Genomic DNA, 24,804 nt, shown 5'->3' with positions numbered 1-24,804 from the left:
CGTGGCCCATCGCGCCTTTAATGCTGATCAATTCCTCGCAATAAGCAAACATCGCGGTCGCAAAGTTTATCCCTGGATCGTGCAGCGCCCTAGTCAGACATGCGGTCGATCGTCAGGGGGCAACCTTCTGATGCGCCACTTCTCTCGCCCCGGACCTTGTCAATCCACATTGCTAGCCGCATCTGATGCAGATACTAGTGTCATCTGCTTCAAATGCACGAAACAGCTGGCCGTACCCCTCCGGCGGGTGCGCCGATAACCAAAACGCCTTCGTTCGAGCGCAAGCTTTGTGATACGCCCTGATAAATGTGCTTCAGCAGCTGTACGCTGATGCACATTTATCAGGGCATATTATCTAGCTGACTCTTGAACGCAGACGTTTTGGTTATCGGCGCATCTGGCTGATGCTGCGTCAGGAGGGGCTGGCGTCTGAACGGTTTCCGCTTCTGCGTCTGGATGCCCCGAGCCTGACCTGGCCGATGGAGCTTGGAGAAAGAAATACTGAAAAGTTTGTCCGTCTGTTCCTGTTGCCGGGAGTAGGTCATTGTGGCGGTGGTGAAGGGTTAAATCAGATAGATTTGCTTTCTCCGCTGATGGAATGGACCGAACAACATAAGGCACCAGATGTTCTGATTTCGGGCAAGTTGGCCTCTGATACTCATGAAAAAGTGGCAATGCCACCAATGCAGCCGCAGGGAACAATGTCTGAAGGCAAAATGAAAGCAGAATCTCTTTTTCATGGTCTACAGCTGACCAGTTCTCCGGTTGCTGCAGCTATGCCATTACTCTACGTGCTGCTCACCGCTGTTGTGCAGGGCTTCAGGTTCAGCTCTCTGGCGAACTTCCGCGTTTCATGCGCGGTATACGCTGAACCGTTATCCTTCAGCCACTGTATCGGAGTATCCGGCAACCTGTCACCGAAACGCTTTTCCACCGACCTCAGCATCACATCCTGCACCCTCGAACTGTCGTAGCCTCCGGTGCTTGCCGCCCAGTCTATGGCCTCTCTGCCACAGCAGTCCCGCGCGAACGTGACCCGCAGTTTTTCACCGTTGTCACAGCCGAACTCGAAGCGGTCCGAACTCCACCACATATTGCTTTCTGCTACCGCGTATTAGACGTCAACTAGTTTTGCCGACTGGCGCCAACTACTCTGGCCGCATCCATTGATAGGTGGTTTTAAGCCACGCTGGTTACTGCCTTCGCTGTCTTTTTCCGGTAACTTTCTCCTTTTAGCTCGAAAATATATCCGTGATGGATCAGCCGGTCGGCTGCTGCCACAGCCATCGTTTCATCCACGAAGATGCTGCCCCACGTGCTGAACGGATGGTTGCTAGTGATGACCAGACTGCCGCGCTCATCGCGATGCGCGATCAGTTCGAACAACACTCCCGTTTCCGCGTTGTCGCGTTTGACATACCCGAGGTCGTCTATCACTATCACCCGGTAGCTATCCAGTTTCAGCAGAAGCTCGTTCAGTTTTAGTTGTGTCCGCGCTTTACGCAGCTCCTGCAGCAGCTCTCCGGCACTGTAGAACCGGGCCCGGTAGCCCAGCCTTACAACACCATCCACGATCGCCTCCGCCAGAAGGCTTTTTCCCAGGCCGCTGGCACCGAACAACAGGACGTTTTCTACGGCATCAACCCAGTCTGTCGTTTCGCAGAGCTGCCAGAACTGAGCGTTATTCAGTTCCGGCACCTGACTGAAGTCATACTCACCCAGCGTTTTCGCCACCGGCAACCGGGCTTCCTGAGAGTCTGCTCTGTGCCAAATGCTGACGCTCAGGAATTGAGTTTCAGGTACTTTAAAAGCGAGGCTAGAGACTCGACAGGTCCAGCGTGACAACTAGGTGAGCGGGTTTCATCCCAGGGCATTGCATCATCAGTGCAGAAGTCTCCTGCACATTCCATTTCAAGACGTTCGTCAATTAAACCAACAGGAACCCAGACATAAGGTACATCTCGCAGACTGTTAGGCACAGTTGAGCCACATACATTGCAAAAATCTGTACGGTACCCCGTTGGCTTAGACCATGAAGCAATGCAGTTTTCCCCTTTAATCCAGCGAAACTCACTGTCTTTGACTAGTGTGGCGAGATTGTAACCCACGCCGCTCTGCTTTCTGCAAAGCGAGCAATGACAACGATAAAACACTGCTGGTTTATGAGTAAGTTCAAATTCAATTGTTCCACACAAACAAGATCCATTCATTTCAAAACCATTCCTGCAAGGCCTAAGAGATTTTATGAAACATTACCATCTTTTTTGTACTGAATAGGAGCGCTCTTTTTGGCAACTCAAAATCAGCTATCAGTCGGTCTGAATATCCGCTCTTCGCTCATAACGGACTGCGCTCACTTATTGCAGTGAGCGTTACCTTGTGTTTAATGCCAGCCTGGTATAGTCAGGTTGACAGTACCGGTTTCAGGTCTTCGTCATTAAAAACGGTTCCGGTCTTCAGGACGCCATAACACCAGTGCACCAGTTTCCGCATCAGCGCGCCAATGGCCACCATTTTAGGTTTACCCCGCAGGCACATCTCATCGTAAATATCACGCATTCGCTTATTGTAGATTTTTCCGCACAGGGCGGACATGTAAAGCTTCGCTCTCAACTGAGGGGGGCCGATTTTCGACATCCGCGGCCGGCGCCGGACCGATGTGCCTGAGCGTTTCTCGATCGGCACCACGCCCAGAAAGGCGGCAGCCTGCTCAGCCGATACAAAGTTATGGCTGCGAAGCACGACCAGCATATGCATCCCCAGCTGGGGACCAACCGATTTAATTGAGGTCAGCAGTGTATAATCACGCCTCAGTGCAGGGCTGGCTTTGATATGTGCTTTTATCTGCCGCTCGATATTACTTACCTCCTCGCGCAGAAGCTGCGCCATACGCCTGCAGGAACTGATAATATCTGCAGGTGTGTCTGTCGACAGGTATTTTTCCAGCCTGTTCTCCTCACGCAGGGCATCACCCAGCAGAACATCCCGCCGTCGCAGGAGTGCACCGAGATATCTGATTTCGGGTGCCGGCGGCTCCCAGCGGTGTGGCTTCTTAAGGAATGCGTAACAGGCCAGCATATACGCATCCACCTTATCCGTTTTTGTCATGATTCCCATGCCACGCGCAAACTCCCGACTACGGTGAGGGTTGGCCAGAGAAACCCGGAAACCGGCATCATGTAATTCAGTGGCCAGCCGTTCGTGATAAACACCGGTAGCTTCCATTACCACATGAACATCTTCCGGACTGCAATGTTGAAGCCTGAGCCAGCGAAGAATATTTTCAACTGAATGTCTGTTATTCTGGATGTTACGGGTTTTTATGCGTCCTTTGATACCGTCATAAAGCATGCAAAGATCCAGGGTTTTTTTACTTACGTCAATGCCGACTGGAAACATGGTCAAACTCCTCTCACATAAACCGTCACGCCTGTTCGCCTTGTACATACGGAGTCGAGCTCCCGGTAACCGTTCAACCTTATGTGCTGGCGTGAAAGGTGAAGCGGAGGGCCATGTGCTGCAAATCAAGGTTCAGCGGTGCCGACTTTTCTGACCTTAAGGGAAGGGGGCAGCTCACTCTGCTTCAGTGGTGGTAGCTAATCACCACAAACTGTTAGATACAAGCCACCGTGGCGGATGTCACCCAGGTCGACAAACTGCTGCACGGCGACGAGAACGTCGTCTGCGCCGATGACGGCTACACAGGCGTCGAAAAGCGCTCCGAGCATGCCGACCGAGAAGTGATCTGGCAGGTCGCAGCACGCCGCAGCACCTACAAGATGCTCGATAAACGCAGCGCCCTGTACAAAGCCAAGCGCAAGATCGAGAAGGCCAAGGCGCAAGTGCGAGCGAAGGTAGAGCCCCCGTTTCGCGTGATCAAGCGGCAGTTCGGCTACACCAAGGTACGTTTCCGAGGGCTGGTGAAGAACACTGCACAACTGGTGACGCTGTTTGCCCTGTCGAACCTATGGATGGCCCGCCGACATTTGCTGGCAAGCGCAGGAGAGGTGCGCCTGTAATGCGGAAAATGGCCGTCGCAAGGTGCTCGCGACGGCTGAAAGCACCGAAATGAGCGGGTGATCCGATCGTTTTTGATCGGTTCACCGCTTTCAAAATCAGCAGTGGCAGAAGTCAGCCGGAAATACAGGGCTACTTCAGACCATCCCTAGCTAGGGCTCGTAGTTCGGCGCAAGGCTGAAGTCGCTTGGCTGCTTCGCTGTGCAGATCCATGACCCACTTTCCATCAAACTCCCGGTCGTAGTTCCACAAGCATCTCGCGAGTCTTGCCGGCCCGCTCCACTAACAAGACCACAACATCTCCAACGTTCTTGTCGTCTAGCCGGGCCTGTAATGTGGTGACGTCGTCAACGGCGATACCGTCGATGCTGATAACGCGATCGCCGGGCACGATGCCGCCTGCGGTGACCTCGACGCCGACGAGCCCGGCCCTGTGCGCCGCCGAGCCCGGCGTCACGCGCAATACGAATACGCCCTTACTGCCGGTCAGCGCCTGCAGACGCGTGTTGAGCTGCTCATCCACCTCGATGCCCAGCGCCGGACGGATGTACTTGCCGGTCTTTATGAGTTGCGGCACCACGCGCATGACGGTATCGACCGGCACCGCAAAGCCTATTCCGGCCGAGGCGCCAGACGGACTGTAGATGGCGGTATTGATGCCGATCAGCCGCCCAGCCGAATCGAGCAGCGGGCCACCGGAATTGCCGGGGTTGATGGCGGCGTCGGTCTGGATCAGGTGATCGATGGCCGGGCCGCCCGCTTCTCCCGGCAACGAGCGGTCGAGCGCGGAGACGATACCAGTGGTGAGCGTCCAGTCCAGGCCGAAGGGGTTGCCGATAGCAAACACCTTCTGACCCACCTTGAGGTCGGCACTGGTGCCGACCGGCACGGCCGGCGGGCGCTTGAAACCGACGCCGATCTTGAGCACGGCGATGTCGTGCGCGGGGCTCGTCCCCACCAGCGCGGCCTGGTAGTCGCGGCCGTCGGCCAGTTTGACGGTGGCTTCGGACGCGCCCTGGATGACGTGGAAGTTGGTGACGACGTGGCCGGCGTCGTCCCAGATGAAGCCCGAGCCAGTGCCGCGCGGCACGGAGAACACGTTGCGCGTCCAGACATCGCGTACTAATTGCGCGGTGGTGATGTAGACCACCGAGGCGCGCGATTTTTCGAACAGTTCGATGGTGGTTTTCTCGTCCGCCGCCAGATCGCCACGCGCCATCACGGTGCGTTCTGCTGCCTCGCGCGGACTGAACCAGGCCTCGATGGCAGACAGAAACTGCCACAGCAGCATGAGCGCGGCAATACAGGCGGTGATGAAGAGCCAGCGCCGGACGAAGCGGTCCGGCGCGGGGCGTTGGTACGGGTCGAGATAGGCCATGAGACGTCTCCTGTTGATGGGCAATCAGCACCACAGCCCGCTCGGGCGCCAGCGCGGTGGGCGCGTCGCCAAAGCGGATTCCGGCAAAAAATGGGGCGCGCGGAGTGGCAACGCTGATGCTGGCCCAGGCGCCAACGTCAGCAGGCGTGCGATGCGCTCTTGCGTTGCCGGACGCGTGCGCAAGCAGGAGGGCTCGGGATTGCCCCATCCCGGCCATAGCCAGGCACGCCAGGAGCGGCTGACCCGCTCGATTTTCGCCAGCGCGGACGCCAGCTCCTGCGGGTCGCCAGTCAGTTCCGCCGCAAGGCGGTCAGCGTCGAACTCACGCACGCGAGACAAGCCGAGCTGTGCGAGCAGGGCCAGTTGGGGCGATGCGGCCAATAACAATAGACCAGGCCAATAGACCTCCGCCGCGCCAACCAGCAGCGCGGGCAGGCTGAGCAGGATCGCGATCTGTCCCATAAGGGCCAGTAGGCACGTGAGGCGACTGACGGAATCCGCCAGCCCCATGATACGCAGATCCTCATTAGTGATGTGCGCGACCTCGTGCGCGAGCACACCCGCCAGCTCGCGTGGGCTCAGGCTGCGCAGCAGGCCATCGGTGAGGGCGATCGATGCCTCCTGCTTCGATCCGGTGGCGAAGGCGTTGACGACGGCACTGGGCACATAGTGCGGCACCGGCGTGGCGGGCAGCTCGCGCAACAGGGCCCACATCTCGTGGGCTTGTTGCGGGTGCAAGGCCCGTACGCGGTACAGGCGCAAGCTCAGCGCCGACGCGGCTACCGGGTCCAGCAGCAACGCACCTGCAACGGCAAACAGCGCGAGCCACAGGCAGCCTTCCCCAAATGGCAGTCTCCCTGCTGCGGCTGCGATCCCGACCAGGGTCAGGACCAACAGCCCGGTCTGCAGGCGGTTGAGCCAGCGGTGTTGCAAGAGCGCAGTGCGCGGATCACTCGGATGATGACGGGTCATGCTCAGAGGTCTCGGCGGCGCGGTCGCCGCGCTTGCGCAGCAGCCAGTAGGTCGCACCCAGAGCCAGCGTGCGCCTGCCAGCGCGGCTATCTTTGCGGGGCTCGCGTCGGAGTCGAGGATCACGAACTTGCGGGAGAGTGCGATCACCGCGATCAGGACCACCGTCTTAACCTGGATGATGCTGTCCCGACGCAGCGCCACGCGCACGATGGAATGCTTGAACTCCATCGCGATCAAGAGCGTCATGATCATGCCGAACACGCTCTGGAATACCTTGTGGTCCAGGGGATTGAAGGCATCGAGAACCAGCAGCGTGAAGACGATGGAGATGAGCTGGAACAGCGACACCATGATGATGACGGCGATCACCGCCGACAGCACGAGCGCGACGACCTGCTCGAAGCGCTCGTAAAAACTCATGATGGCCAATTGGTCACGCAAGACCTGAAATGGGTTAAGGCGTTTTGATTTCATGACTATGAACTCCCTGGAAAACGGCTGCTGTCAAGACGGCGGCGCATTGCACTGATGTGTCCTTCAATCAACTCGGTCGACATGCCAAGCGTCGACATCACCTGTTCCGCCAGCCCAATAGCTGCGGCAAAGGATTGCTGATAAACGCGCACGTTAGGCATGGCGCGAAATGCATCGGCCGCGGTCGTACTTCTGCATGACACCCACAAGGTTAGCGCCGGACGGCGCTCGGCAATCGCCTGGGCGATGCGCAACGCTTGCTGGGCATGGGCGAACGTTAGCACCACCAAGTGCGCATGCGTCAAGCCGGCAGCCAGCAAGGTATCGGGCCGACTGGCATCGCCATGGAACACCGGCGCGCCGGCGGCACGCGCGGCCTCTACCTTCTGCGCGTCCGCCTCCAGCAGCAGATGCGCCACGCCGGCGTGGCGAAGAATCTCGCTGACTGTCAGGCCAAGCTCGCCCGCGCCGCAAACGATGACATGGTCTCGATATCGCGTCGTCTGCGCGGCGATCTCGACTTCTTCAGCCTGGGGTGGCTGAATGACGCCGCCGGTGCGGCTCAAGAACCGGGCAAGTACATCGTGATGGCGGATCAGTAGCGGTGCCAGGGCCATGCTGAGCACCAGCGCGACCAGCATGGGTTGGACGACGGTCGCGGGGATCAGATGCTGCTGCAAGACCGTGCCCAACAACAGCAGGGCGAACTCGCCGCCGTGCCCCAACGCTATGCCCGTGCGCCAGGCATCGAGGGCGGACAGGCGCGTCGCCCGCAAGGCCAGCGTATTGAGCAGGATCTTGACCGGTACCAGCACCACCAGCCACGCCAGCACCGCCAGCGGTGCCGAAAGAATCTGTGCTGCGTCCAGTTGCAGGCCGATGGTCACGAAGAACACGCCCGACAACACATCGCGAAACGGCCTGAGGTGGCTTTCCATGTGGTGCCGGAAGTCGCTCTCGCCCAGCACCATCCCGGCGAGGAAGGCCCCCAGGGCGGCGGATACGCCGACCGCGTGCGCAGCAGCGGCGGCAGCCACCACCACGCACAAGGAGACGAGCACGAACGATTCCTCGTGGCCCCGCCGCGCCACCCAGCCCAGCAGGCCATGCAACAGACGGCGCGAGACGAGGGCCGCTGCCGCGAACAGCAGCAGCACACCGAATACTTCGAGCAGCACATGCTCGATCTTCGGCGACTCGCCGCGCGCCCAGATCGCCAGCAAGGCCAGCAGGGGCACGCTGGCCAGGTCCTGAAAGACCAGCACGGCGATGGCACTGCGTCCGTGGCGGGTGGTGAGCTCGCCTTGGTCGGCCAGTTGTCGGCTGACCAGCGCCGTGGACGACATGGCCGCCGCAGTGCCGAGCAGCGCGGCGCTCTGGCCGGGCTGCCCCAGCCACATCAATAGCAGGATCAGCGGCGGGGCCACGGCGATCATCTGCAGAGCGCCCGCCATCAGCACCGTCCTGCGGGCGAGCCAGAAGTCTCCGAGGGAGAATTCCAGTCCGACCATGAACAACAGCAGCGCCACGCCCAGCTCGGACAGAAAGCTCAGCGTCTCCCCCGGCGCGATCACGCCGATGACTGAGGGGCCCAGTACAACGCCGACAGAGAGATACCCCAGCAAGGCGGGCACTCTGAACGCCGCCGTCGCCATCGCCGCCAGGCTGCAAGCTGCCAGCAGGATTAGTGTAGTGCCGAGCAAGCCCTGCATCGGTCAGCGTCCCACTTGCGTCGACGTCCAGCGCACGATGTCCTGCGCGCCCATCACGCCGGCCTGACGGGCGATTTCCCGCCCACCCTGGAACAGGGCAAGCGTCGGGATGCTGCGGATACCGAACTGCGTGGCCAGGTGGGGCTCAGCCTCGGTATTCACCTTCGCCAGCCGGATCCTCGGTTCGAGCTGGTGCGCCGCTTGCTGGAACTGTGGCGCCATCATCTTGCACGGCCCGCACCATGGCGCCCAGAAATCGACCAGCAGCGGCAGATCGCTGCGCTCCACGTGGCGCGAGAACGTCGCCGTGGTCAACTCGATGGGCTCGCCCGTGAACAAGGGCTGCTGGCAGCGGCCACAGTTGGGATGTTCCGATAGCTTCGCAGTCGGTACGCGGTTGATGGACTGGCAATGCGGGCAGACAAGGTGAAGATCATTCTTCATGGTTCGCCTCCTTGGACCACAGTGAGGCTGCCTCGTTTCGGGTCACAGACAATGCCGACCAATCAACGCCTTGGAGCCAATCGTTCCCGTTTTTGCTTACTCCGGCCTCTTCCAGATGAGCAGCGATGAATGCTTCGGCCTGCATGAGCCACCTTCGGACAGCATCTTCCTTACTAGGAATCAGCAGGATTTCAGAGACGCTGCTGGCATTCAGCCCGTCCACACGGATAAGCAGAAAAATGCGCCGCCACAAACGCGGCATGTCCTTCAGCAGGTCAAATGCAAAAGCGAACTCGCTCGACCGATCAATCAGCTCCTCCTGTTCCGCGATCGTTGCGACATCGGGATGCTGACTGCCAGCGAAAATATCGGCCAGCTTGAGTGTGTCATCGTGCTGATAAAATTCGAAGATTTCCTCTTCCACCATGGCCTCGGCCACGTCTTGGGCATCCGGTTCGACCGGCGCGTCCAGAGAAACGAATTCGCCAAATTGCCGGCTGCTTGCCACTTCGTTATCCAGGACGGCGAACAGATGCTTCAAAAGACCGGTGTAAGCCTCTTTTTCCCCCGGCACGGATTGCCATTCCACCTTAGCTCGGACAATCGCTTCATCCACCACGTCGCGCAGCGTCGGATAATCGCGCGGTAAATCGCCGACGGCCCGCAGATAAGCCAGCTCACGCCTTGCGACAGCCTCAAGTTTCGACAGTAGAGGCATTCGGGTCACCTCGGCCTCATGGGCGGCTGATGCGGGTTTTGCGGCAATCCGCACCTTGAGCTCGCGCAAGCGCTCGCGTCGTGCTTTGCGCTTGATTTGATCCTGAGCATGCAGTCGGTCAAAATGCTTCTTGGCCTGACGGAACAACGACTGTGCGAGCATCTGCGCGAGGGGCGTCAGCTCGTCATGTGATGCAGTAACGCTGACAATCTTTTTGCCGGGCAGGTGCATATAGCCACTGGCCAGAAATTGCCGCTTGATCTTGTCGCGATCAAGGACGATTTGAAGTCGCGCTGAATCTTTAGTGTGTTTGTCGAGCAATGGCTTGAGGGCGTGCTCGATCACATTTCCCAAAGCTCTCTGCCAAGGTTCATGAAACTCTTTGTCGATAGCTCGATAGCTATATTGTATCTGCATGTATGACTCCTTCGATGTCATTTCTATGGAGGCATGAATCGAGGATGCTCATATCCATAGATTTTGGTTTGGCACGCTCTTACCCCAGGCGCGTTTTGCGAAGACTCCAACTCAAGAACAAAAGCGTGACGCCATAGACTGCCGCATGGAAACCCAACAGCCAGCCTGCGGCCACGAATGACTCGACCGGACGGGTAAAAAATATCCACAAGACGATAGCACCAAGGATAATCGAGAGCAGTCCACTGAGGGCAAGCCAGATTTCACCCTTGATTTCCCGACGCAGCCGAACGGCGGCGGATATCTCCAGCACACCGGTGAAAATCGCCCAGAAGCCCACGCTAGCCCATAAAAAAGAAGCCAAGACTATCGTGGCGACCCAAGGAGCAACCAGGACGACGACGCCCGTAAGTATGCCGACAATGCCGCTGAACAGCAGCCAGCCCCAGCGCTCTTTTTTCTGGATATGGCGCACCGCTGCAAACAAGTTGAACGCGCCATTGACCAAGGAAAATGCGCCGAACATGATGGTCATGGCCAACAGAGCCGATTGTGGCATCCAGAACGCGAGGGCTGCAAAAATCAATGCCAAGACACCGCGCAGCACAAAAAGCCACCAATTTTGGCTCAGCGAACACAGTGCTTTGGTGGGGTCATCCGCATTGGAATTGGCGATGGTGTCTGTGTTCATGCAATATCTCCTAAAGATCTATACAAAATAAAAAATCAAACACTCATGGGACAAGAGAGGGGGCGCTATGCGCCCCCTCTCCAGCGGTTTCAGAACAACCTGGACAGTTTTGCCTTGACTTCATCGAGCCAGCCTTTTCCGCAGCCTCCCCCTCCCGTCTTTTCCTTGATTTTCTTGAGTTCAGCGTACAGGGGCTCAAAGTCCTTCCTTTTTCCATAGCCCAGCAGTTCTGCCATTTCCAACTGCTGCCGGGCTTCGTTCAACAATGTCTCCAGGCGCTCATTGGATGCTTCGCTGCGCTGACCATCTTCTACCAGGGGCTCGGCGCGCTTCAGGAGCAGCTTCGCACGCAGGACGGGCAGCGGAAGCACGCTGCGCTCCTCGACCAGCGTGCTGAGCGCTGACTGCAGCGCGGCTTTGGCTTCTTCGATCTTGCCCTGATCGATCAGCGGCACGACTGCCTTCACGGCTGCGGGATAGGACGCCAAAGGGATGTTGGTGACCGTGATCACGATTTCACTGGCCAGCAAAGCCAGCACGTGGCGAGCCTGTTGCACCTCGCCATGTTTGAGGGCATCCAGCGCCTCGTCGGTCATCGCCTCAATGGTTTCCGTGTTGGCGAACAAGTCGTGCACGATGGTGCGCACATCAACGCCGGCCAGGGCTAGCGTGGGTTCGCGCGCGACGATCAGCTCCAGCTTTCCCGTCACTTCGGCCAGCGTTGCCAATGCGCGTGCAGTGTCCTTGCCGTCAAGTGCGGCCAGCGCTGATTTGGTCAGCGACAAGGCCGAGACTGCCTCATCGAGGACTTGTTTACGTTTGTCTGCCGCCTGCGAGTCCGTTTCTTTCTGAACCTCAGGCTGTACCTCCGTGACGACTTCAGGCTTGGACTCTGGACTGACAGGAAGGCTGCTTACCGCGGCCTGTTCGTTTTTTCCTTCGTTCGTCGCATTGGGATTCGGTGTTTGCTCATTCATGGTGATATGCCTCGTATGAGATAGTGAAAATAGGCGAATCTATTGGGGCTGAATGCGAACATCGCGAGACTGACCGACAGAGCAGTCAGCCCCTTCATCACCTCAAAACAGCTTTTGGATGCGCGTCTTCAACTCGTCGAACCATCCCTTGCCGCTTTTGCCACCAGCCGACTTTTGCTCAATGGACTTCACCTGATCGAAGATGGGTTTGAAGTCCGCCTTCTTGCCATAACCCAGGATCTGCGCCATCTCGATCTCCGTGCGCACGGACGACAGCAAGGTGCTGAGCTCCTCGTTCTGCTTGGCATCGCGCCTGTCGGTCTCGGCCAGCTTTTCAGCTTTTGCCATCGCGGCTTCGGCCCGTAGCACGGGCAGAGGAAAGGCGACCGAGGTCACCACCAGCGTGTTCAGTGCTCGGGCGAGTTCCGCTTTGGCGTTGTCGATCTTGCCGCTGTCGATGAGCCGTGCGGCCGACTTGATCGCTGCCGGGTACGTTGCCATCGGAAGGTTGTCGGTTTGGATTACGATTTCGCTGGCCAGATTGGCAACGATGGGCCGGGCCTTTTGCACCTCGCCATCACCCAACAACTCCCGAGACAACTTGACCGCTTTCTTTACCGATTCCACGTTGGCGTGGATATCGTGGGTGATGACGCGTACATCGACCGGCGCCAAAGCAAGTTTGGCGTCGCGTGCCAATACCAGTTCCAGCTTTCCGCTGGCCAGTTCCAGCGCAGCAAGCGCCTCCTTGGTCTTGTTTGCATCAAGGAGGGTCAAAGCCTCCTGGGTCTTGGTGAGCGCCGTGATGGCGTCTTGAGTGAGCTCGGCACGCTTTTTATCGGCTTCCTGGGCGGCCTTGTCATCTACCTGTGGCTGTGCCGCCTTGGATACGGCAGAGGGTGCTGCAGCACCTGGGCTAGAACCTGCCGCCGATTGGGCCAGAGCCGGTCCGCTCAGTCCGACGACGACCGCCAGGGCAAGTGCGGAGAAGGTGTATTGTGGCTGTTTGATATTCATGATCTTGGGCTCCTGATTGAAGTTAGTTGACTGAGATTTCAATCTGTTTCGGTTTGGCTTGCTCGGCCTTGACAAGCCGCACTTCCAGCACGCCGTCTTTCATGGAAGCCGTCACCTTGGTCGGATCAACGTTGTCAGGCAAGACAAAGCTGCGCACAAAGCGGCCATACGCACGTTCGATGCGGTGGAACTTCTTGCCCTGCTCCTCTTTTTCCAGTTTGCGCTCGCCGCTGATGGTGAGCACACCGTTTTCCGCGCTGACGCGCACGGCATCCTTGGGGACCTCCGGCAGATCCAGCTTGAGGAGGAATGCGTTCTCATCCTCGCTGATGTCCGCCATTGGAGCCCAGTCCGCCGTGGTCATGGCTTCGTTGCCGGTACGGGCGCCCTGTCGCTGGGGTATTCGTCCGAACATCGTCGCCAGGCGGTTTTGCAATTCATCCAGTTCCCGGAAGGGGTCCCACGGAGTCAATGCAGACATATCGGTTCTCCTTGAACAATGCCGACGAATTGGATGACGCACTGAACAGAGCCGTCGGTTTACTCTGAATGGCACCTACTACTGTTTTCAGTTCCGAACAAGTCCTTGAGTCAATTGACGGATATCGCTTTCGTCGAGCGTTTCCCGCGCCAGCAGCTCGCGCGCACAGCGCTCCAGCACCGCGCGGTTGATGTCGAGAATCCGGTAGGCGCGCTCGAACACGCCCATCACGATGTCGCGGATAGCCTGATCGATGCGCGCCTGGGTCGATTCGGCCACCCGGCAACAGCCTTGGCCAGCAATGTCTTGCCGGTGCCCGGTGGGCCGACCAGCAACACGCCCTTGGGAATGCGCGCCCCGAGACGGCCATAGTCCTGCGGATTCTTCAGGAAATCGACGATCGCGACCAGCTCCGCCTTGGCCTCATCCCCCCCCCCGCCACATCGGCGAACGTCACACCGGTGTTCTTTTCCACGAACACCTTGGCGCGGCTCTTACCGATGTTGAGAAACCCGCCCATGCCCTGCTTCTCGGCGAAGCGGCGGAACAGGAAGAACCAGACGCCAAAGAAGGATACCGCTGGCAGGATCCACGACAGCACATCGCTCAGCCAGGTGCTCTCCAACACGCGGGCATAGGGTACGTCGTACTTCGACAGGCGATCGGCAAGATCGGGTTCGACCCTCGTTGCCACGATCGTCGTCTTGCCCCGGCTGTCCGGCGACTTCAGGCGCCCGGTCACCGTACGATCCGACACCAGCACTTCGGCCACGCGCCCCTCGTCCAGCGCCTTCTCGAACTCGCTGTAGGGCACCGGCTCGACGGTTTTCGCCGTCTGCCAGTAGCTCTGCAAACTCAGCAACAGCAGGAGGGCAACGATCCAGTAGCCGGTATTCCATTGATTCTTTTTTTCCATGGACCGTGTTCCTCAAAAGTCGAGTTGCCAGAGGATCAGGTGAACAGACGGGCCGCACCGTCACGCAAACGGATGGCCAGCGAGCGGGAGGGCAGTGCCGCCGCTGATGAGCAGCCCCCACGGCGTGGCCGACCGCGGATCACGCTTGTAGACGACCGCGTGACCCGCGGCCACGACCGCCACCGCGATCGATGCCAGGGAGGCTGCCCATGCCAGGCTGATGGAGTCGGACACGGCAGCCTCGCCCGCCATCAAGATGCGTCGCTCGCCGACTTCTTCTTGCTCGAGTCTTTGCCAGCGTCGCCGTGCGGCGTCTCGGTCGCCTTCGCGACATCCGGCTGCTCCGGCTCGGCCGGGGTCTGCGGTGGCTCTTTGCGTTCGAACACCACGCGTTCGGCCTTGTCGTCCCAGCGTGCGCTGGCGTGATCGCCCTTGCCGATGCCGCCACCGAGCATCTCGCGCGCCAGCGCAGTTTCCAGCTCGCTGCGGATCAGGCGCTTGAGTTCACGCGCACCGAACTCGGGCTTGTAGCCTTCTTCCGCGAAATGGTCGATCAGCGTCTGATCGAAAGTGAGCGTCACGCCCTGGCTGGCGGCGCTGCGCGCCACGCGATCGAGCTGCAGGCCGACGATGTGGCGGATCTCCTCCTTGCCCAGCGCATGGAAGACGATGATCTCGTCGATGCGGTTGAGGAACTCGGGCCGGAAGTGGCCGCGCAGCACGTCCATGACCTCGGCCTTGGTCTTTTCGTACTCCTCGCCAGCCGCCTCACGCGCCTTCAGCCGTCGCTGGATGATGTCCGAACCCAGGTTGGACGTGGCGATGATGATGGTGTTGGTGAAATCCACCACCCGGCCCTTGCCGTCGGTGAGGCGACCGTCGTCGAACACTTGCAGCAGGATGTTGTAGACGTCAGGGTGTGCCTTCTCGATCTCGTCGAGCAGCAGCACGCTGTAGGGCTTGCGCCGCACCTTCTCGGTGAGCTGACCGCCTTCGTCGTAACCGACATAGCCCGGAGGCGCGCCCACCAGCCGCGCCACGGTATGGCGTTCGCCATATTCCGACATGTCGATGCGCAACAGGGCGTGCTCATCGCCGTAGATCGATTCGGCCAATGCCTTGGCGAGCTCGGTCTTGCCCACCCCGGTCGGGCCCAGAAACAGGAAGGTAGCCACCGGTTTACTGCCTTCGCGCAGGCCGGCGCGGGATAGCCGCACGGCATCGGCCACGGCACGGACCGCCTCGTCTTGTCCCACCAGGCGCTCGTGCAGCCGTTGTTCCAAGTGCAGCAGCTTTTCGCGCTCTTCCACCGTCAACTCGTTGACCGGGATGCCGGTCAGGCGCGAGACAACCTGCGCCACGTGTTCCGCCTTGACCTCGGCACTGCCGGAGGCCCGCTCCCGCTCCCAGTCCTCGACGAGCTTCTTGAGCTCGGCCTCCTTGGCTTCGATGCGCTTGCCGAGCTCGGCGGCCTGGTCGTACTGCTTGCGCGCGGCCACGTAATCCTGTTCACGCCGTAGCTGGTGCAGTTCGGACTCCAGCTCCTGCACGGCCACCGGCCGGGCCGTGGCCGACAGCTTCACGCGCGCGGCCGCCTGGTCGAGCAGGTCGATCGCCTTGTCCGGCAGGAAGCGCGCCGTGATGTAGCGGTCGGACAACTCGGCCGCCGCGATGATCGCGTCCTCGGAGATGCTGACCTTGTGGTGCGCCTCGAAGGTGTCGCGCAGGCCGCGCAGAATCATGATGGTCTGGGCCACCGTCGGCTCGGGCACCGTCACCGGCTGGAAGCGCCGCTCCAGTGCGGCATCCTTCTCGATGTATTTCTGGTACTCGTTCAGCGTCGTGGCGCCGATCAGGTTGAGTTCACCGCGCGCCATCATCGGTTTGAACACGTTGGCCACGTCCAGCCCGCCTTCGCCACCGCCCTGGCCGGCACCGACGATGGTGTGCACCTCGTCGATGAACAAAATCAGCTCGCCCTGGTGCTCGGTCACCTCCTTCAGCACCTTCTGCACGCGCTCCTCGAACTCGCCGCGATATTTGGCGCCGGCCACCATGGCGTTGATGTTGAGTTCCACCAGGCGCTTGTCGCGCAAGGTCTCGGGCACTTCACCCGCCACCATGCGCTGCGCCAGCCCTTCGACGATGGCGGTCTTGCCCACACCCGGCTCGCCGATCAGCACCGGGTTGTTCTTCTTGCGCCGGGCCAGCACCTCGATGGTGGTTTCGATCTCCTGCGCGCGGCCGATCACCGGGTCGAGCTTGCCGTCGCGCGCCATCTTGGTCAGGTCGCGCGAGTACTTGTCGAGTTCTGGCGTGTTGGTCGGCGTCTCAGCGCGGCCATCCTCGGCGCCCTTGCCGACCACCTTGCTGACCTGTTGGCGCAGCGCCTGCGGCGTCAGGCCGTAGCGGCGCAGCAGGTTGGCGGCCAGCCCTTCGCCTTCCTCGGCCAGACCGATCAGGAAATGCTCTGGACCGACATAAGAATGGCCGAGTTCATTGGAGGCCACGAAGGCGCGGCTGAGCGCATCCTTCACGCGCGGCGACACGCCGATCTCGCCCTCGAAGGGCTTGTCCCCGCGCTTGGCCTCAGACTCGATCTGCCGCTTGAGGTCATCGACCTTGATCTTGAACTGACCCAGGATGGTCTTGACCACGTCGCTGTCGGCCAGCGCCAGCAGCAGATGTTCGGTATCCACCTCGGAGCGGCCAAATTCGGCAGCGTGTTTGGCGGCCTCCTGCAGCAAGGCTTCCGACTGTTCGCTGATGCGGCTGGCCAACCCACTGCCGCGACGGCGCGGCGCACCCGAACCTGCGGTGGCGGGCTCGCCAAACGAGGCATCGACCACGTCATCGGTATCGGCGGCAACTGGCGTCGCGTCTTCGCCGATGCGGAAGAAGTCACTGCCGAGGAAGTCCTCGAACAGGCCGCTGCGCGAGCCGAACAAGGCTTCCAGCGGCGAAACGGTGCGCTTTTGCTGGCGCACTAATTGCCGGTAATGGTCGTCGCACAACAGCATGGTGCTGTTACGACCGTTGAGATTGGCTTCCACCCGCACGGTGGCGGGTTGGCCGCAGACCTGGCATTGTTTTCTGGCCATGCTGATGCTCCTGAGAAGGTTGAAAAGGTTGAGGCGACGAGGCATCGCGAGCCGCGACTCCTCGTCTCGTGCCGGGTTTTTCTTGTGACGAACGAGCCGGCGACGTCAGCCGTTGATCGGGATCGAGCGTCCCTGCTTCGGCGCGCTGACCTCGCGCTTGTCGATCGTGACCGTGAGCACCCCGTTCTTGAACGATGCCTTGATCGAATCCTGGTTGGCGTCGTCAGGCAGGTTCAAGGCACGCTGAAAGCTGCCGTAGGAGCGCTCCACACGGTGGAAGCCACCTTCCTTCTTCTCCTGTTCCTGGCGCTTCTCGCCACGCACCATCAGCACGTCGTTGTCGAGAGTTATCTGGATGTCCTTCTCCTCGACACCGGGCACTTCCAGGGTAATCTTGTACTGCTTGTCGGTTTCCTGGATGTCCAGGGCCGGCTTCAGCATGCCCGACCAATCGGATGGCCACTGCGGCATGTTCAACGCCGGAAAACCGAAGCCCCGGAATGCGTCATCGAACAGCCGGTCGATTTCCCGATGCAGTTGCAGGATCGGGCTGACTGGCCCGCTCGCCGCTGGCAGGTCATTGCGCTGCACCGGCAGGGAAGAGGCGGTCTGCTGCTCTTGCTGCTCGTTCTTGAACCAGTTCCAGGGAGCCAACTTCTTGAAATCGATGTCCATGTCATACCTCCAGAAAAATTGGAAAACGAGTTACTCAAGCCCTTTGCCTGCTGCGACGGGCAGTGCGCCCAGGCGACACGGGCTGCTCGGATGACTTCTGCTGTTCACGCTTGCGCATCACCTCCTTCTTTGCTCCGGCTCGGGTCTGATCATTGATGCACTGATCGATTTCACTTTGACGAAGCCGCCACGTCCCGCCCACCTTGAAAGCCGGAATTTCCCCGTGTGCGGCGAGCCGATAAATCGTCCGCTTGCCGACTTTCAAGTACGCAGCCAATTCATCGAGCGTGAAAATCACCTGTAGGTGCGCTTTCATCTCACCCTCTCCAATCGCGTCGCTTTGCGGTTCCGGCCAAGGAAATCCTTGCAATACTTTGTAATATTAGACCTACTATGAATAACTTCAAGAATCAATGTGCAGCGTTCTCCCGCCCCATTGATGCAGGTCAACTGCTCAGGCAAGGCGCAGCGGGGCGGTCTGATCAGGCAATGGACAGCGCCTGGCTCGTCAGCCTGCGTGTACCACAGGCGCCTCGATCAAACACCGATCCTCACGTTGTAGCCGAGTGCCCGCAGCCCCTTGCTCGTCTGCATGTTCCTTGGCGGAAACTCGTCTGGGCGCGCCCAGACGACGATTTCCCCGAGGCTGCTCAGGCCAACGTGCGGAATTGCCCAGTCGTCGCTGCGGATCGCGTTCCAGAGTCGGGCCGAAACACTTCCGTTGCCCCAGACAACGTAGTTCAACAGTATCCGTCCGGCCAACACACCTTCCCGACACCGCCGCCGAAGGCCATGGCCCATCAAGCGGATTTTCCATGCGCCCTCAGCGCCGTACCTACAGCAAATCTTTCAAGGCTCAGGTCATTCAGGAGTGTTCTGAACCCGGTGCCTCCATCGCAAACATCGCCTTGGGCTACAGCCTCAATGCGGCTTTGTTGAATAAATCGAACTTTTGCTGAGTTGAAGGATCAGATCACGCATCTTCCCGACAACGCAGACCGTTCCGTGGCAAAGCAAAAGTTCAAAATCACCAACTGGCCCACCTACAATAAAGCCCTCATCAACCGTGGCTCCATAACTTTCTGGCTGGATGATGAACCTATTCAGGCCTGGTATGAGTCGGCAACGCCTTCATCACGGGGAAGACCTCAGCGCTATTATGATCTCGCCATCACCACCGTTCTGGTCATTAAACGCGTGTTCAGGTTGACCCTGCGGGCTGCACAGGGTTTTATTGATTCCATTTTTACACTGATGAATGTTCCGTTGCGCTGCCCGGATTACACCAGTGTCAGCAAGCGCGCAAAGTCGGTTAATGTCAGTTTCAAAACGTTCACCCGAGGTGAAATCGCGCATCTGGTGATTGATTCCACTGGGCTGAAGGTCTTTGGTGAAGGCGAATGGAAAGTCAAAAAACACGGCAAAGAACGCCGTCGTATATGGCGAAAGTTGCATCTGGCAGTTGACAGCAACACACATGAAATCATCTGTGCAGACCTGTCGCTGAACAATGTGACGGACTCAGAAGCCTTCCCGGGTCTTATCCGGCAGACTCACAGAAAAATCAGGGCAGCATCGGCACACGGCGCTTACGACACCCGGCTCTGTCACGATGAACTGCGGCGTAAGAAAATCAGCGCGCTTATCCCGCCCCGAAAAGGCGCGGGTTACTGGCCCGGTGAATATGCAGACCGTAACCGTGCTGTTGCGAATCAGCGGCTGACCGGGAGTAATGCGCGGTGGAAATGGACAACAGATTATAACGGAAGTGCGGACAAATTCCTGGACCTTCAGGAGTTAATTTATGCATTCATACGAGGACCGGATTCGGGCCGTCGAACTCTATTACCGGTACGGAAAGAAAGCCTCCGTTGTCGTCATGGAGCTGGGATATCCTTCCACAAAACAGCTGGGCCGTTGGGTTCGGATTTATGAAGAGAAGGGCGATTTACCCAGGGAATTAAAACCAAGAGAACGCTATTCACGTACACAGAAAATTGCTGCTGTTGAGCATTATCTTACTCACGGTGGTTGCCTGTCGTACACTCGCCGAGCCATCGGCTACCCCAGTAACGAAATTCTAAAGCGCTGGATTGAAGAGTTTACCCAAATGCGCGTCCCCTGGTCATTCGCTCAGGCACAAGCAAATGCTTCAGCCCGGAAGAGAGGTCTCAGGCCGTCCGGGAGCTCTGTAACCTACGTGGAACCGCGCGTAAAGTTGCACAAAGCATAGGCGTCAGCGTCCCGGTCCTGTACAAATGGAAGAAAGACCTTATCAGTGACGAGGCTTATCAATCCATGCGCAAACGAAAGGCAGCCCCTCAGGATAAAAATCAGGATACTTTACTCGGTGAAATCCAGCGTCTCAGGAAGCAGGTTCATCAGCTGCAGCTCGAACGTGACATACTGACAAAGGCGAATGAACTGATAAAAAAAGATCTGGGCGTCAGCTTTCTGAAACTGAAAAACAGGGAGAAAACCCTGATAGTTGATGCCCTTAAGAAAAAGTACCCCGTTGCTGAGTTGCTAAGCGTTCTGCAACTTGCCCGCAGCTGTTATTTTTACCACAAAGCCAGCAAACGTCTGTACGATAAGTATGCGGAAATACGCGTGATCATGGCCGATATCTTTGAGGAGAATTACCGCTGTTACGGCTACCGGCGCCTTCACGCGATGCTTCGCAGTAACAACAGAGTTATTTCTGAAAAGGTTGTCCGCAGACTGATGGCAGAAGAGCAGCTCGTTGTTAAGCGCACCAGGCGACGACGATATAACTCTTACTGTGGCGAAATCGGTCCGGCACCGGAAAATTTACTCGCCCGGGATTTTAGTTCCTGCAGGCCAAATGAGAAGTGGCTGACCGATATTACGGAGTTCCAGCTTCCGGCTGGAAAAGTCTATCTGTCGCCGGTTATCGACTGCTTTGATGGCCAGGTTGTAAGCTGGTCGATAGGAACACGCCCGGACGCGACGCTGGTGAATACGATGCTCGATGACGCACTCGATACGCTCAGCGAACATGATAAACCGGTGATACACAGCGATCGTGGTGGCCATTACCGGTGGCCGGGCTGGCTTGAGCGTATCAACACCTCCGGACTTATAAGGTCCATGTCGCGCAAAGGATGCTCGTCGGATAATGCTGCGTGTGAAGGCTTCTTCGGGCGTATCAAAAACGAAATGTTCTATGGCAGAGACTGGGCGGGTATCACGCTGGAAAAATTTATCTGCTTCCTGGACAGGTACATACGCTGGTATAATGAGAAACGTATCAAGCTATCATTAGGTGCAATGAGTCCTGTGAAGTACCGGCAGCATCTTGGGATCACAACATAACAGTCCAGGAAAACATCCGCAGCCCCAAAAGTGACATTACTAAATGGTTATAACAAAGCCTGTCAAGGCCAAGTTCAGATGTCCGGAGCAGGGCAAAGTTCAAATGTCCTCCAATACTCAGTAGATTGCAGAAGTAAATTCATGTGGAGACAGCCTATAACCTAATGGTAAAATTAGATTTTAGGGAAGGTGCGAACAAGTTCCTGATATGAGATCATCATATTCATCCGGAGCGCATCCCAGAGGGACATCATGAGCCATCAACTCACCTTCGCCGATAGTGAATTCAGCACTAAGCGCCGTCAGACCCGAAAAGAGATTTTCCTCTCCCGCATGGAGCAGATTCTGCCATGGCAGAATATGACCGCTGTCATCGAGCCGTTTTATCCCAAGGCGGGCAATGGCCGACGGCCCTATCCGCTGGAGACCATGCTGCGTATTCACTGCATGCAGCATTGGTACAACCTGAGCGACGGTGCCATGGAAGATGCCCTGTACGAAATCGCCTCCATGCGCCTGTTTGCCCGATTATCCCTGGATAGCGCCCTGCCGGATCGCACCACCATCATGAATTTCCGCCACCTGCTCGAGCAGCATCAACTGGCCCGTCAACTGTTCAAGACCATCAATCGCTGGCTGGCCGAAGCAGGCGTCATGATGACCCAAGGCACTTTGGTGGATGCCACCATCATTGAGGCACCCAGCTCTACCAAGAACAAAGAGCAGCAACGCGATCCGGAGATGCATCAGACCAAGAAAGGCAATCAGTGGCACTTTGGCGTGAAGGCCCACATTGGTGTCGATGCCAAGAGTGGCCTGACCCACAGCCTAGTCACCACCGCGGCCAACGAGCATGACCTCAATCAGCTGGGTAATCTGCTTCATGGAGAGGAGCAATTTGTCTCAGCCGATGCCGGCTACCAAGGAGCGCCACAGCGCGAGGAGCTGGCCGAGGTGGATGTGGACTGGCTGATCGCCGAGCGTCCCGGCAAGGTAAAAACCTTGAAGCAGCATCCGCGCAAGAACAAAACGGCCATCAACATCGAATATATGAAAGCCAGCATCCGTGCCAAGGTGGAGCACCCGTTTCGCATCATCAAGCGGCTGTTCGGCTTCGTGAAAGCCAGATACAGGGGGCTGCTGAAAAACGATAACCAACTGGCGATGTTATTCACCCTGGCCAACCTGTTTCGGGTGGACCAAATGATACGTCAGTGGGAGAGATCTCAGTAAAAACCGGAAATAACGCCAGAAATGGTGGAAAAAATAGCCTAAATAGGCTGATTCGATGTGTTTGCGGGAAAAAAATCGGCCCAGATCCGCGAAATTTTAATCAGCGAGTCAGCTTGGGAAGAAATGACCTGCTTATTCGCACCTTCCTTAATTGTGAGGTCGACATGACCAAAAAAAACATTGTGTATGGACTCTTTCATTATTATTCATTTCGCTTATAAAAAAAACGCTCCCGGACGGGAGCGTAAGCCAGTGACTTCGGCGTCAAATGAGGGTCTGACAAGTGGAGATGCGGGTTAATTCTGGGTGATCTGGCTGCGATGCTTTTCCGCCTGTTGCTGATGAATAACGGAAGACTGGCCATTATTCGCCTTCTCATGCACAACAGCGGCTTTCTCATGCTCGCTCATTTCGGAAAATGGCTTAGCAGTTTCTTGGGTGTTCTCAGGTTTGGCTTTCATCATTTTTTTATGCATTTCAGCCATGTCCTGATGGGCGGCGGAATTGCCGTTTTGCATCATTTCATGGGACATTGCGGCCTGATCGTGACCGCTCATATCCATCATTTTCATGCTCTCCCCCTGAACTGCACTTTTTTCAGCGGATGATTGCATCTGATGGGCAGGCGCCTGGGCATTATTTACCTGGTCATGCATGTTCATTGTCTCTGCAGCCCAGGCAGATGAAGCGACAGCCATCATGGCAATAAAGGATACAAGGATCTTTTTCATGGTTGGGTCTCCGGTGTTTTCATACCCGAACAATCAATGCTTATAACAGAGAAAGCATTTGATCTCAGGGCTGGTTGATCATCACGCCAGGAACCGGGCGATTGAATTATCACGCTGTCCTGATTTATGGCTGATTATAAAAAACCGCCTCTGTTTATCGCGTGACTGAACGATGACATTTTTGTCACCTTCCGGGTTTCTCCTGAATAACGGTATTAATCCATTAACAGACGCACACTGAACACAATTTCCCGCCCCTGCTGTTCTGCTGACAGCTCGCCGCCGTGAGCATGAATGATCGACCTTGTAATTGATAATCCCAGCCCCGCGCCTTCCGTGTTGTAGAACCTTGATGAGTCTGCGCGATAGAACCGGTCAAACAAACGTTCCAGATTAGCGGGAACCTGGCCGGACATCGTATTCGTAATCATCACGTTCACACAGTCACTGTCACGCTCAAGGTGTATCGCTGTACAGGTGTTATCGGGAGAATACTTGATTGCATTGGAAAGCAGGTTACTGAAAGCACGTCGGAGCATATCGCTGTCTCCGGCAACAACGCCCTCTCCTTCAACCGTGATTGTCTTTCCTGTTTCGTCTGCCAGGGGCTCGAACAACTCACGTAATTCATTCAGTTCGGCTGCCAGATCCACATCATGTTTATCCAGCCGCAGCAGACCATGCTCTGAACGTGCCAGAAAAAGCATGTCACTGGTCATTCGTGACAACCTTTTCAGTTCTTCCAGGTTAGCGAATAAAATTTCGCGGTAATGCGAAACATCCCTTTCCTTAGCCAGTGCAAACTGCGTCTGCATCATCAGATTACTGACTGGTGTGCGCAGCTCATGCGCGATGTCAGACGAGAAATCTGACAGTTTCCGGAATGCCCCCTCCAGGCGATCAAACATATTATTGAACTCCTGCATGGTCTCAGAGATTTCCGGCGGAGCCAGATCGGGATTTAGACGCTGATCCAGGCTGTGTACGGTCATGGAGGAAGCCAGACTGGTCATTTCCCGTAGCGGTTTCAGACCAATACGTGTGGTCAGCCAGCCCAGAAAAACAGAAATAAAGACCAGACCGATATTGAACCAGAACAGCCAGGTACTGAGTTTGTCCATAAACAGGGTGTGATACCCAGTATCCGTGGCAACCGTAATGATGACATGTTTGCTTTTACCCTGTTCCGGCGTCACGGCAACCCGCCGCGAGATACTGCGGTACACGGTGTTATTTTCTTCCGTCTGGATCATATAGTCGAGAATATCACCCGACTTATTAAGCAGGACCGCTGGAACAACAGAATTTTTGGCATAGAGTTCAACAATTTTTTCATTTTCCATGTTTTTTATAGAAATGAATAAGCCATTGTGCCCCACCATCGCATCGTTTATTTTTTCTGATAATGACTTAATATCCGTTTTGTTCCTGAACGTCTCTGTTTTAAGAAACTCTTCGGTGAGCTGAAGTTTACCTGTCAGAAAATCGCGGTCCTGATTATCGAAATAGCCATT

At 57.3% G+C, this 24,804-nt stretch carries 22 protein-coding genes and 8 pseudogenes; 7 read left to right on the top strand and 23 right to left on the bottom strand.

The window, feature by feature from the left end:
• Positions 1-326: 326 nt before the first annotated feature.
• Both F8561_RS16690 and F8561_RS24420 read left to right on the top strand, forming a co-directional pair.
• Positions 327-485, top strand: a pseudogene (locus F8561_RS16690) (IS3 family transposase); the annotation flags it as partial.
• A pseudogene (locus F8561_RS24420) lies at positions 480-647 on the top strand (tannase/feruloyl esterase family alpha/beta hydrolase); the annotation flags it as partial. The pseudogenes F8561_RS16690 and F8561_RS24420, both read left to right, overlap by 6 nt.
• A gap of 146 nt (positions 648-793) precedes the next feature.
• On the opposite strand, the pseudogene F8561_RS16685 reads toward F8561_RS24420, so the two are convergent.
• From F8561_RS16685 to F8561_RS16670, 4 genes and pseudogenes are all read right to left on the bottom strand, one after another.
• Positions 794-1,111, bottom strand: a pseudogene (locus F8561_RS16685) (DDE-type integrase/transposase/recombinase); the annotation flags it as partial.
• A gap of 68 nt (positions 1,112-1,179) precedes the next feature.
• Positions 1,180-1,764: pseudogene (gene istB / locus F8561_RS16680) on the bottom strand (IS21-like element helper ATPase IstB); the annotation flags it as partial.
• A gap of 17 nt (positions 1,765-1,781) precedes the next feature.
• Entirely contained in the window at positions 1,782-2,210 is a 429-nt protein-coding gene (locus tag F8561_RS16675; protein WP_001554382.1) for a GFA family protein, read from the bottom strand.
• Between the two features lie 193 nt (positions 2,211-2,403).
• Positions 2,404-3,399, bottom strand: coding sequence for an IS110 family transposase (locus tag F8561_RS16670; RefSeq protein WP_033147120.1), 996 nt, complete (start codon positions 3,397-3,399; stop codon positions 2,404-2,406).
• Between the two features lie 224 nt (positions 3,400-3,623).
• Between F8561_RS16670 and F8561_RS16665 the strand changes: the two are divergent.
• Positions 3,624-4,019, top strand: a pseudogene (locus F8561_RS16665) (IS5/IS1182 family transposase); the annotation flags it as partial.
• 224 nt (positions 4,020-4,243) lie between these two features.
• Here F8561_RS16665 and F8561_RS16660 read toward each other — a convergent pair.
• From F8561_RS16660 to F8561_RS16580, 17 genes and pseudogenes are all read right to left on the bottom strand, one after another.
• Positions 4,244-5,395 carry a S1C family serine protease gene (locus F8561_RS16660; protein WP_032629948.1) on the bottom strand — a complete coding sequence of 384 codons (1,152 nt, stop codon included), beginning with the start codon at positions 5,393-5,395 and terminating at the stop codon, positions 4,244-4,246.
• Positions 5,396-5,419: 24 nt separating this feature from the next.
• Positions 5,420-6,367 carry a zinc metalloprotease HtpX gene (locus tag F8561_RS16655; protein WP_151887720.1) on the bottom strand — a complete coding sequence of 316 codons (948 nt, stop codon included), beginning with the start codon at positions 6,365-6,367 and terminating at the stop codon, positions 5,420-5,422.
• A pseudogene (gene psiE-GI, locus F8561_RS16650) lies at positions 6,345-6,841 on the bottom strand (heat resistance protein PsiE-GI). The gene F8561_RS16655 and the pseudogene psiE-GI overlap by 23 nt, the downstream one beginning before the upstream one ends.
• 2 nt (positions 6,842-6,843) lie before the next feature.
• Positions 6,844-8,553: a heat resistance system K+/H+ antiporter KefB-GI gene (gene kefB-GI, locus F8561_RS16645; protein WP_023326110.1), complete on the bottom strand. Its 1,710-nt coding sequence runs from the start codon at positions 8,551-8,553 to the stop codon at positions 6,844-6,846.
• Positions 8,554-8,556: 3 nt separating this feature from the next.
• Complete coding sequence (gene trx-GI, locus F8561_RS16640) at positions 8,557-8,997, bottom strand: heat resistance system thioredoxin Trx-GI (RefSeq protein WP_000786816.1); 441 nt, start codon at positions 8,995-8,997, stop codon at positions 8,557-8,559.
• The gene (locus F8561_RS16635; RefSeq protein WP_023326111.1) at positions 8,987-10,132 is read right to left on the bottom strand and encodes a hypothetical protein; all 1,146 of its coding nucleotides are present in this window, start codon (positions 10,130-10,132) and stop codon (positions 8,987-8,989) included. Before F8561_RS16635 ends, trx-GI begins: the two co-directional genes overlap by 11 nt.
• Before the next feature lie 79 nt (positions 10,133-10,211).
• Positions 10,212-10,823, bottom strand: a complete 612-nt coding sequence (hdeD-GI, locus tag F8561_RS16630) for a heat resistance membrane protein HdeD-GI (protein ID WP_001090779.1) — start codon at positions 10,821-10,823, stop codon at positions 10,212-10,214.
• Between the two features lie 89 nt (positions 10,824-10,912).
• Positions 10,913-11,800, bottom strand: a complete 888-nt coding sequence (gene yfdX2 / locus F8561_RS16625) for a heat resistance protein YfdX2 (protein ID WP_004118195.1) — start codon at positions 11,798-11,800, stop codon at positions 10,913-10,915.
• A gap of 102 nt (positions 11,801-11,902) precedes the next feature.
• On the bottom strand, positions 11,903-12,817 hold the full coding sequence (yfdX1, locus tag F8561_RS16620) for a heat resistance protein YfdX1 (RefSeq protein WP_023326112.1): 915 nt from the start codon (positions 12,815-12,817) through the stop codon (positions 11,903-11,905).
• Between the two features lie 22 nt (positions 12,818-12,839).
• The gene (gene hsp20-GI, locus F8561_RS16615) at positions 12,840-13,298 is read right to left on the bottom strand and encodes a small heat shock protein sHSP20-GI (RefSeq protein WP_001275372.1); all 459 of its coding nucleotides are present in this window, start codon (positions 13,296-13,298) and stop codon (positions 12,840-12,842) included.
• 87 nt (positions 13,299-13,385) lie between these two features.
• A complete protein-coding gene (locus F8561_RS16610) occupies positions 13,386-13,577 on the bottom strand; it encodes a hypothetical protein (RefSeq protein ID WP_004118789.1) in 192 nt (63 codons plus the stop codon).
• Positions 13,577-14,214, bottom strand: a pseudogene (locus tag F8561_RS16605) (ATP-dependent metallopeptidase FtsH/Yme1/Tma family protein); the annotation flags it as partial. The pseudogene F8561_RS16605 and the gene F8561_RS16610, both read right to left, overlap by 1 nt.
• Before the next feature lie 60 nt (positions 14,215-14,274).
• A complete protein-coding gene (locus tag F8561_RS16600) occupies positions 14,275-14,466 on the bottom strand; it encodes a hypothetical protein (protein ID WP_017146640.1) in 192 nt (63 codons plus the stop codon).
• Positions 14,466-17,315: a heat shock survival AAA family ATPase ClpK gene (gene clpK / locus F8561_RS16595; protein WP_004118202.1), complete on the bottom strand. Its 2,850-nt coding sequence runs from the start codon at positions 17,313-17,315 to the stop codon at positions 14,466-14,468. The genes F8561_RS16600 and clpK overlap by 1 nt, the downstream gene beginning before the upstream one ends.
• A 105-nt stretch (positions 17,316-17,420) precedes the next feature.
• Positions 17,421-17,990, bottom strand: coding sequence for a small heat shock protein sHSP20 (gene hsp20, locus F8561_RS16590; protein ID WP_000350436.1), 570 nt, complete (start codon positions 17,988-17,990; stop codon positions 17,421-17,423).
• 34 nt (positions 17,991-18,024) lie between these two features.
• Entirely contained in the window at positions 18,025-18,306 is a 282-nt protein-coding gene (locus F8561_RS16585; RefSeq protein WP_004118205.1) for a helix-turn-helix domain-containing protein, read from the bottom strand.
• 221 nt (positions 18,307-18,527) lie between these two features.
• Positions 18,528-18,791, bottom strand: a complete 264-nt coding sequence (locus tag F8561_RS16580; protein WP_001295708.1) for a hypothetical protein — start codon at positions 18,789-18,791, stop codon at positions 18,528-18,530.
• 159 nt (positions 18,792-18,950) lie between these two features.
• Between F8561_RS16580 and F8561_RS16575 the strand changes: the two are divergent.
• The 4 genes and pseudogenes from F8561_RS16575 to F8561_RS24570 all read left to right on the top strand — a co-directional run.
• Positions 18,951-19,754 (top strand): annotated as a pseudogene (locus F8561_RS16575) (IS5 family transposase); the annotation flags it as partial.
• Between the two features lie 40 nt (positions 19,755-19,794).
• A protein-coding gene (locus tag F8561_RS16570; RefSeq protein ID WP_151887719.1) for an IS3-like element ISKpn38 family transposase occupies positions 19,795-21,326 on the top strand; the annotation gives its coding sequence in 2 pieces (ribosomal slippage) (positions 19,795-20,092 and positions 20,092-21,326; 1,533 coding nt in all).
• A 252-nt stretch (positions 21,327-21,578) separates the two neighbouring features.
• Positions 21,579-22,559 (top strand): IS5-like element ISKpn26 family transposase, encoded by a 981-nt coding sequence (locus F8561_RS16565; RefSeq protein ID WP_015065606.1) that lies wholly within the window; start codon positions 21,579-21,581, stop codon positions 22,557-22,559.
• Positions 22,541-22,780, top strand: coding sequence for a hypothetical protein (locus tag F8561_RS24570; protein ID WP_305956163.1), 240 nt, complete (start codon positions 22,541-22,543; stop codon positions 22,778-22,780). Before F8561_RS16565 ends, F8561_RS24570 begins: the two co-directional genes overlap by 19 nt.
• 75 nt (positions 22,781-22,855) lie before the next feature.
• On the opposite strand, the gene F8561_RS16560 is transcribed toward F8561_RS24570, so the two are convergent.
• Both F8561_RS16560 and pcoS read right to left on the bottom strand, forming a co-directional pair.
• The gene (locus tag F8561_RS16560; RefSeq protein WP_004118347.1) at positions 22,856-23,290 is read right to left on the bottom strand and encodes a hypothetical protein; all 435 of its coding nucleotides are present in this window, start codon (positions 23,288-23,290) and stop codon (positions 22,856-22,858) included.
• Positions 23,291-23,505: 215 nt separating this feature from the next.
• A partial coding sequence (pcoS, locus tag F8561_RS16555; protein ID WP_151887718.1) for a copper resistance membrane spanning protein PcoS occupies positions 23,506-24,804 on the bottom strand: 1,299 nt, incomplete at its 5' end.

Source organism: Enterobacter sp. 198 (assembly GCF_009025585.1).
Classification (GTDB): domain Bacteria; phylum Pseudomonadota; class Gammaproteobacteria; order Enterobacterales; family Enterobacteriaceae; genus Enterobacter; species Enterobacter ludwigii.
Note: the sequence above shows the minus strand (reverse complement) of the source record. Positions and strands in the feature narration are given on the sequence as shown.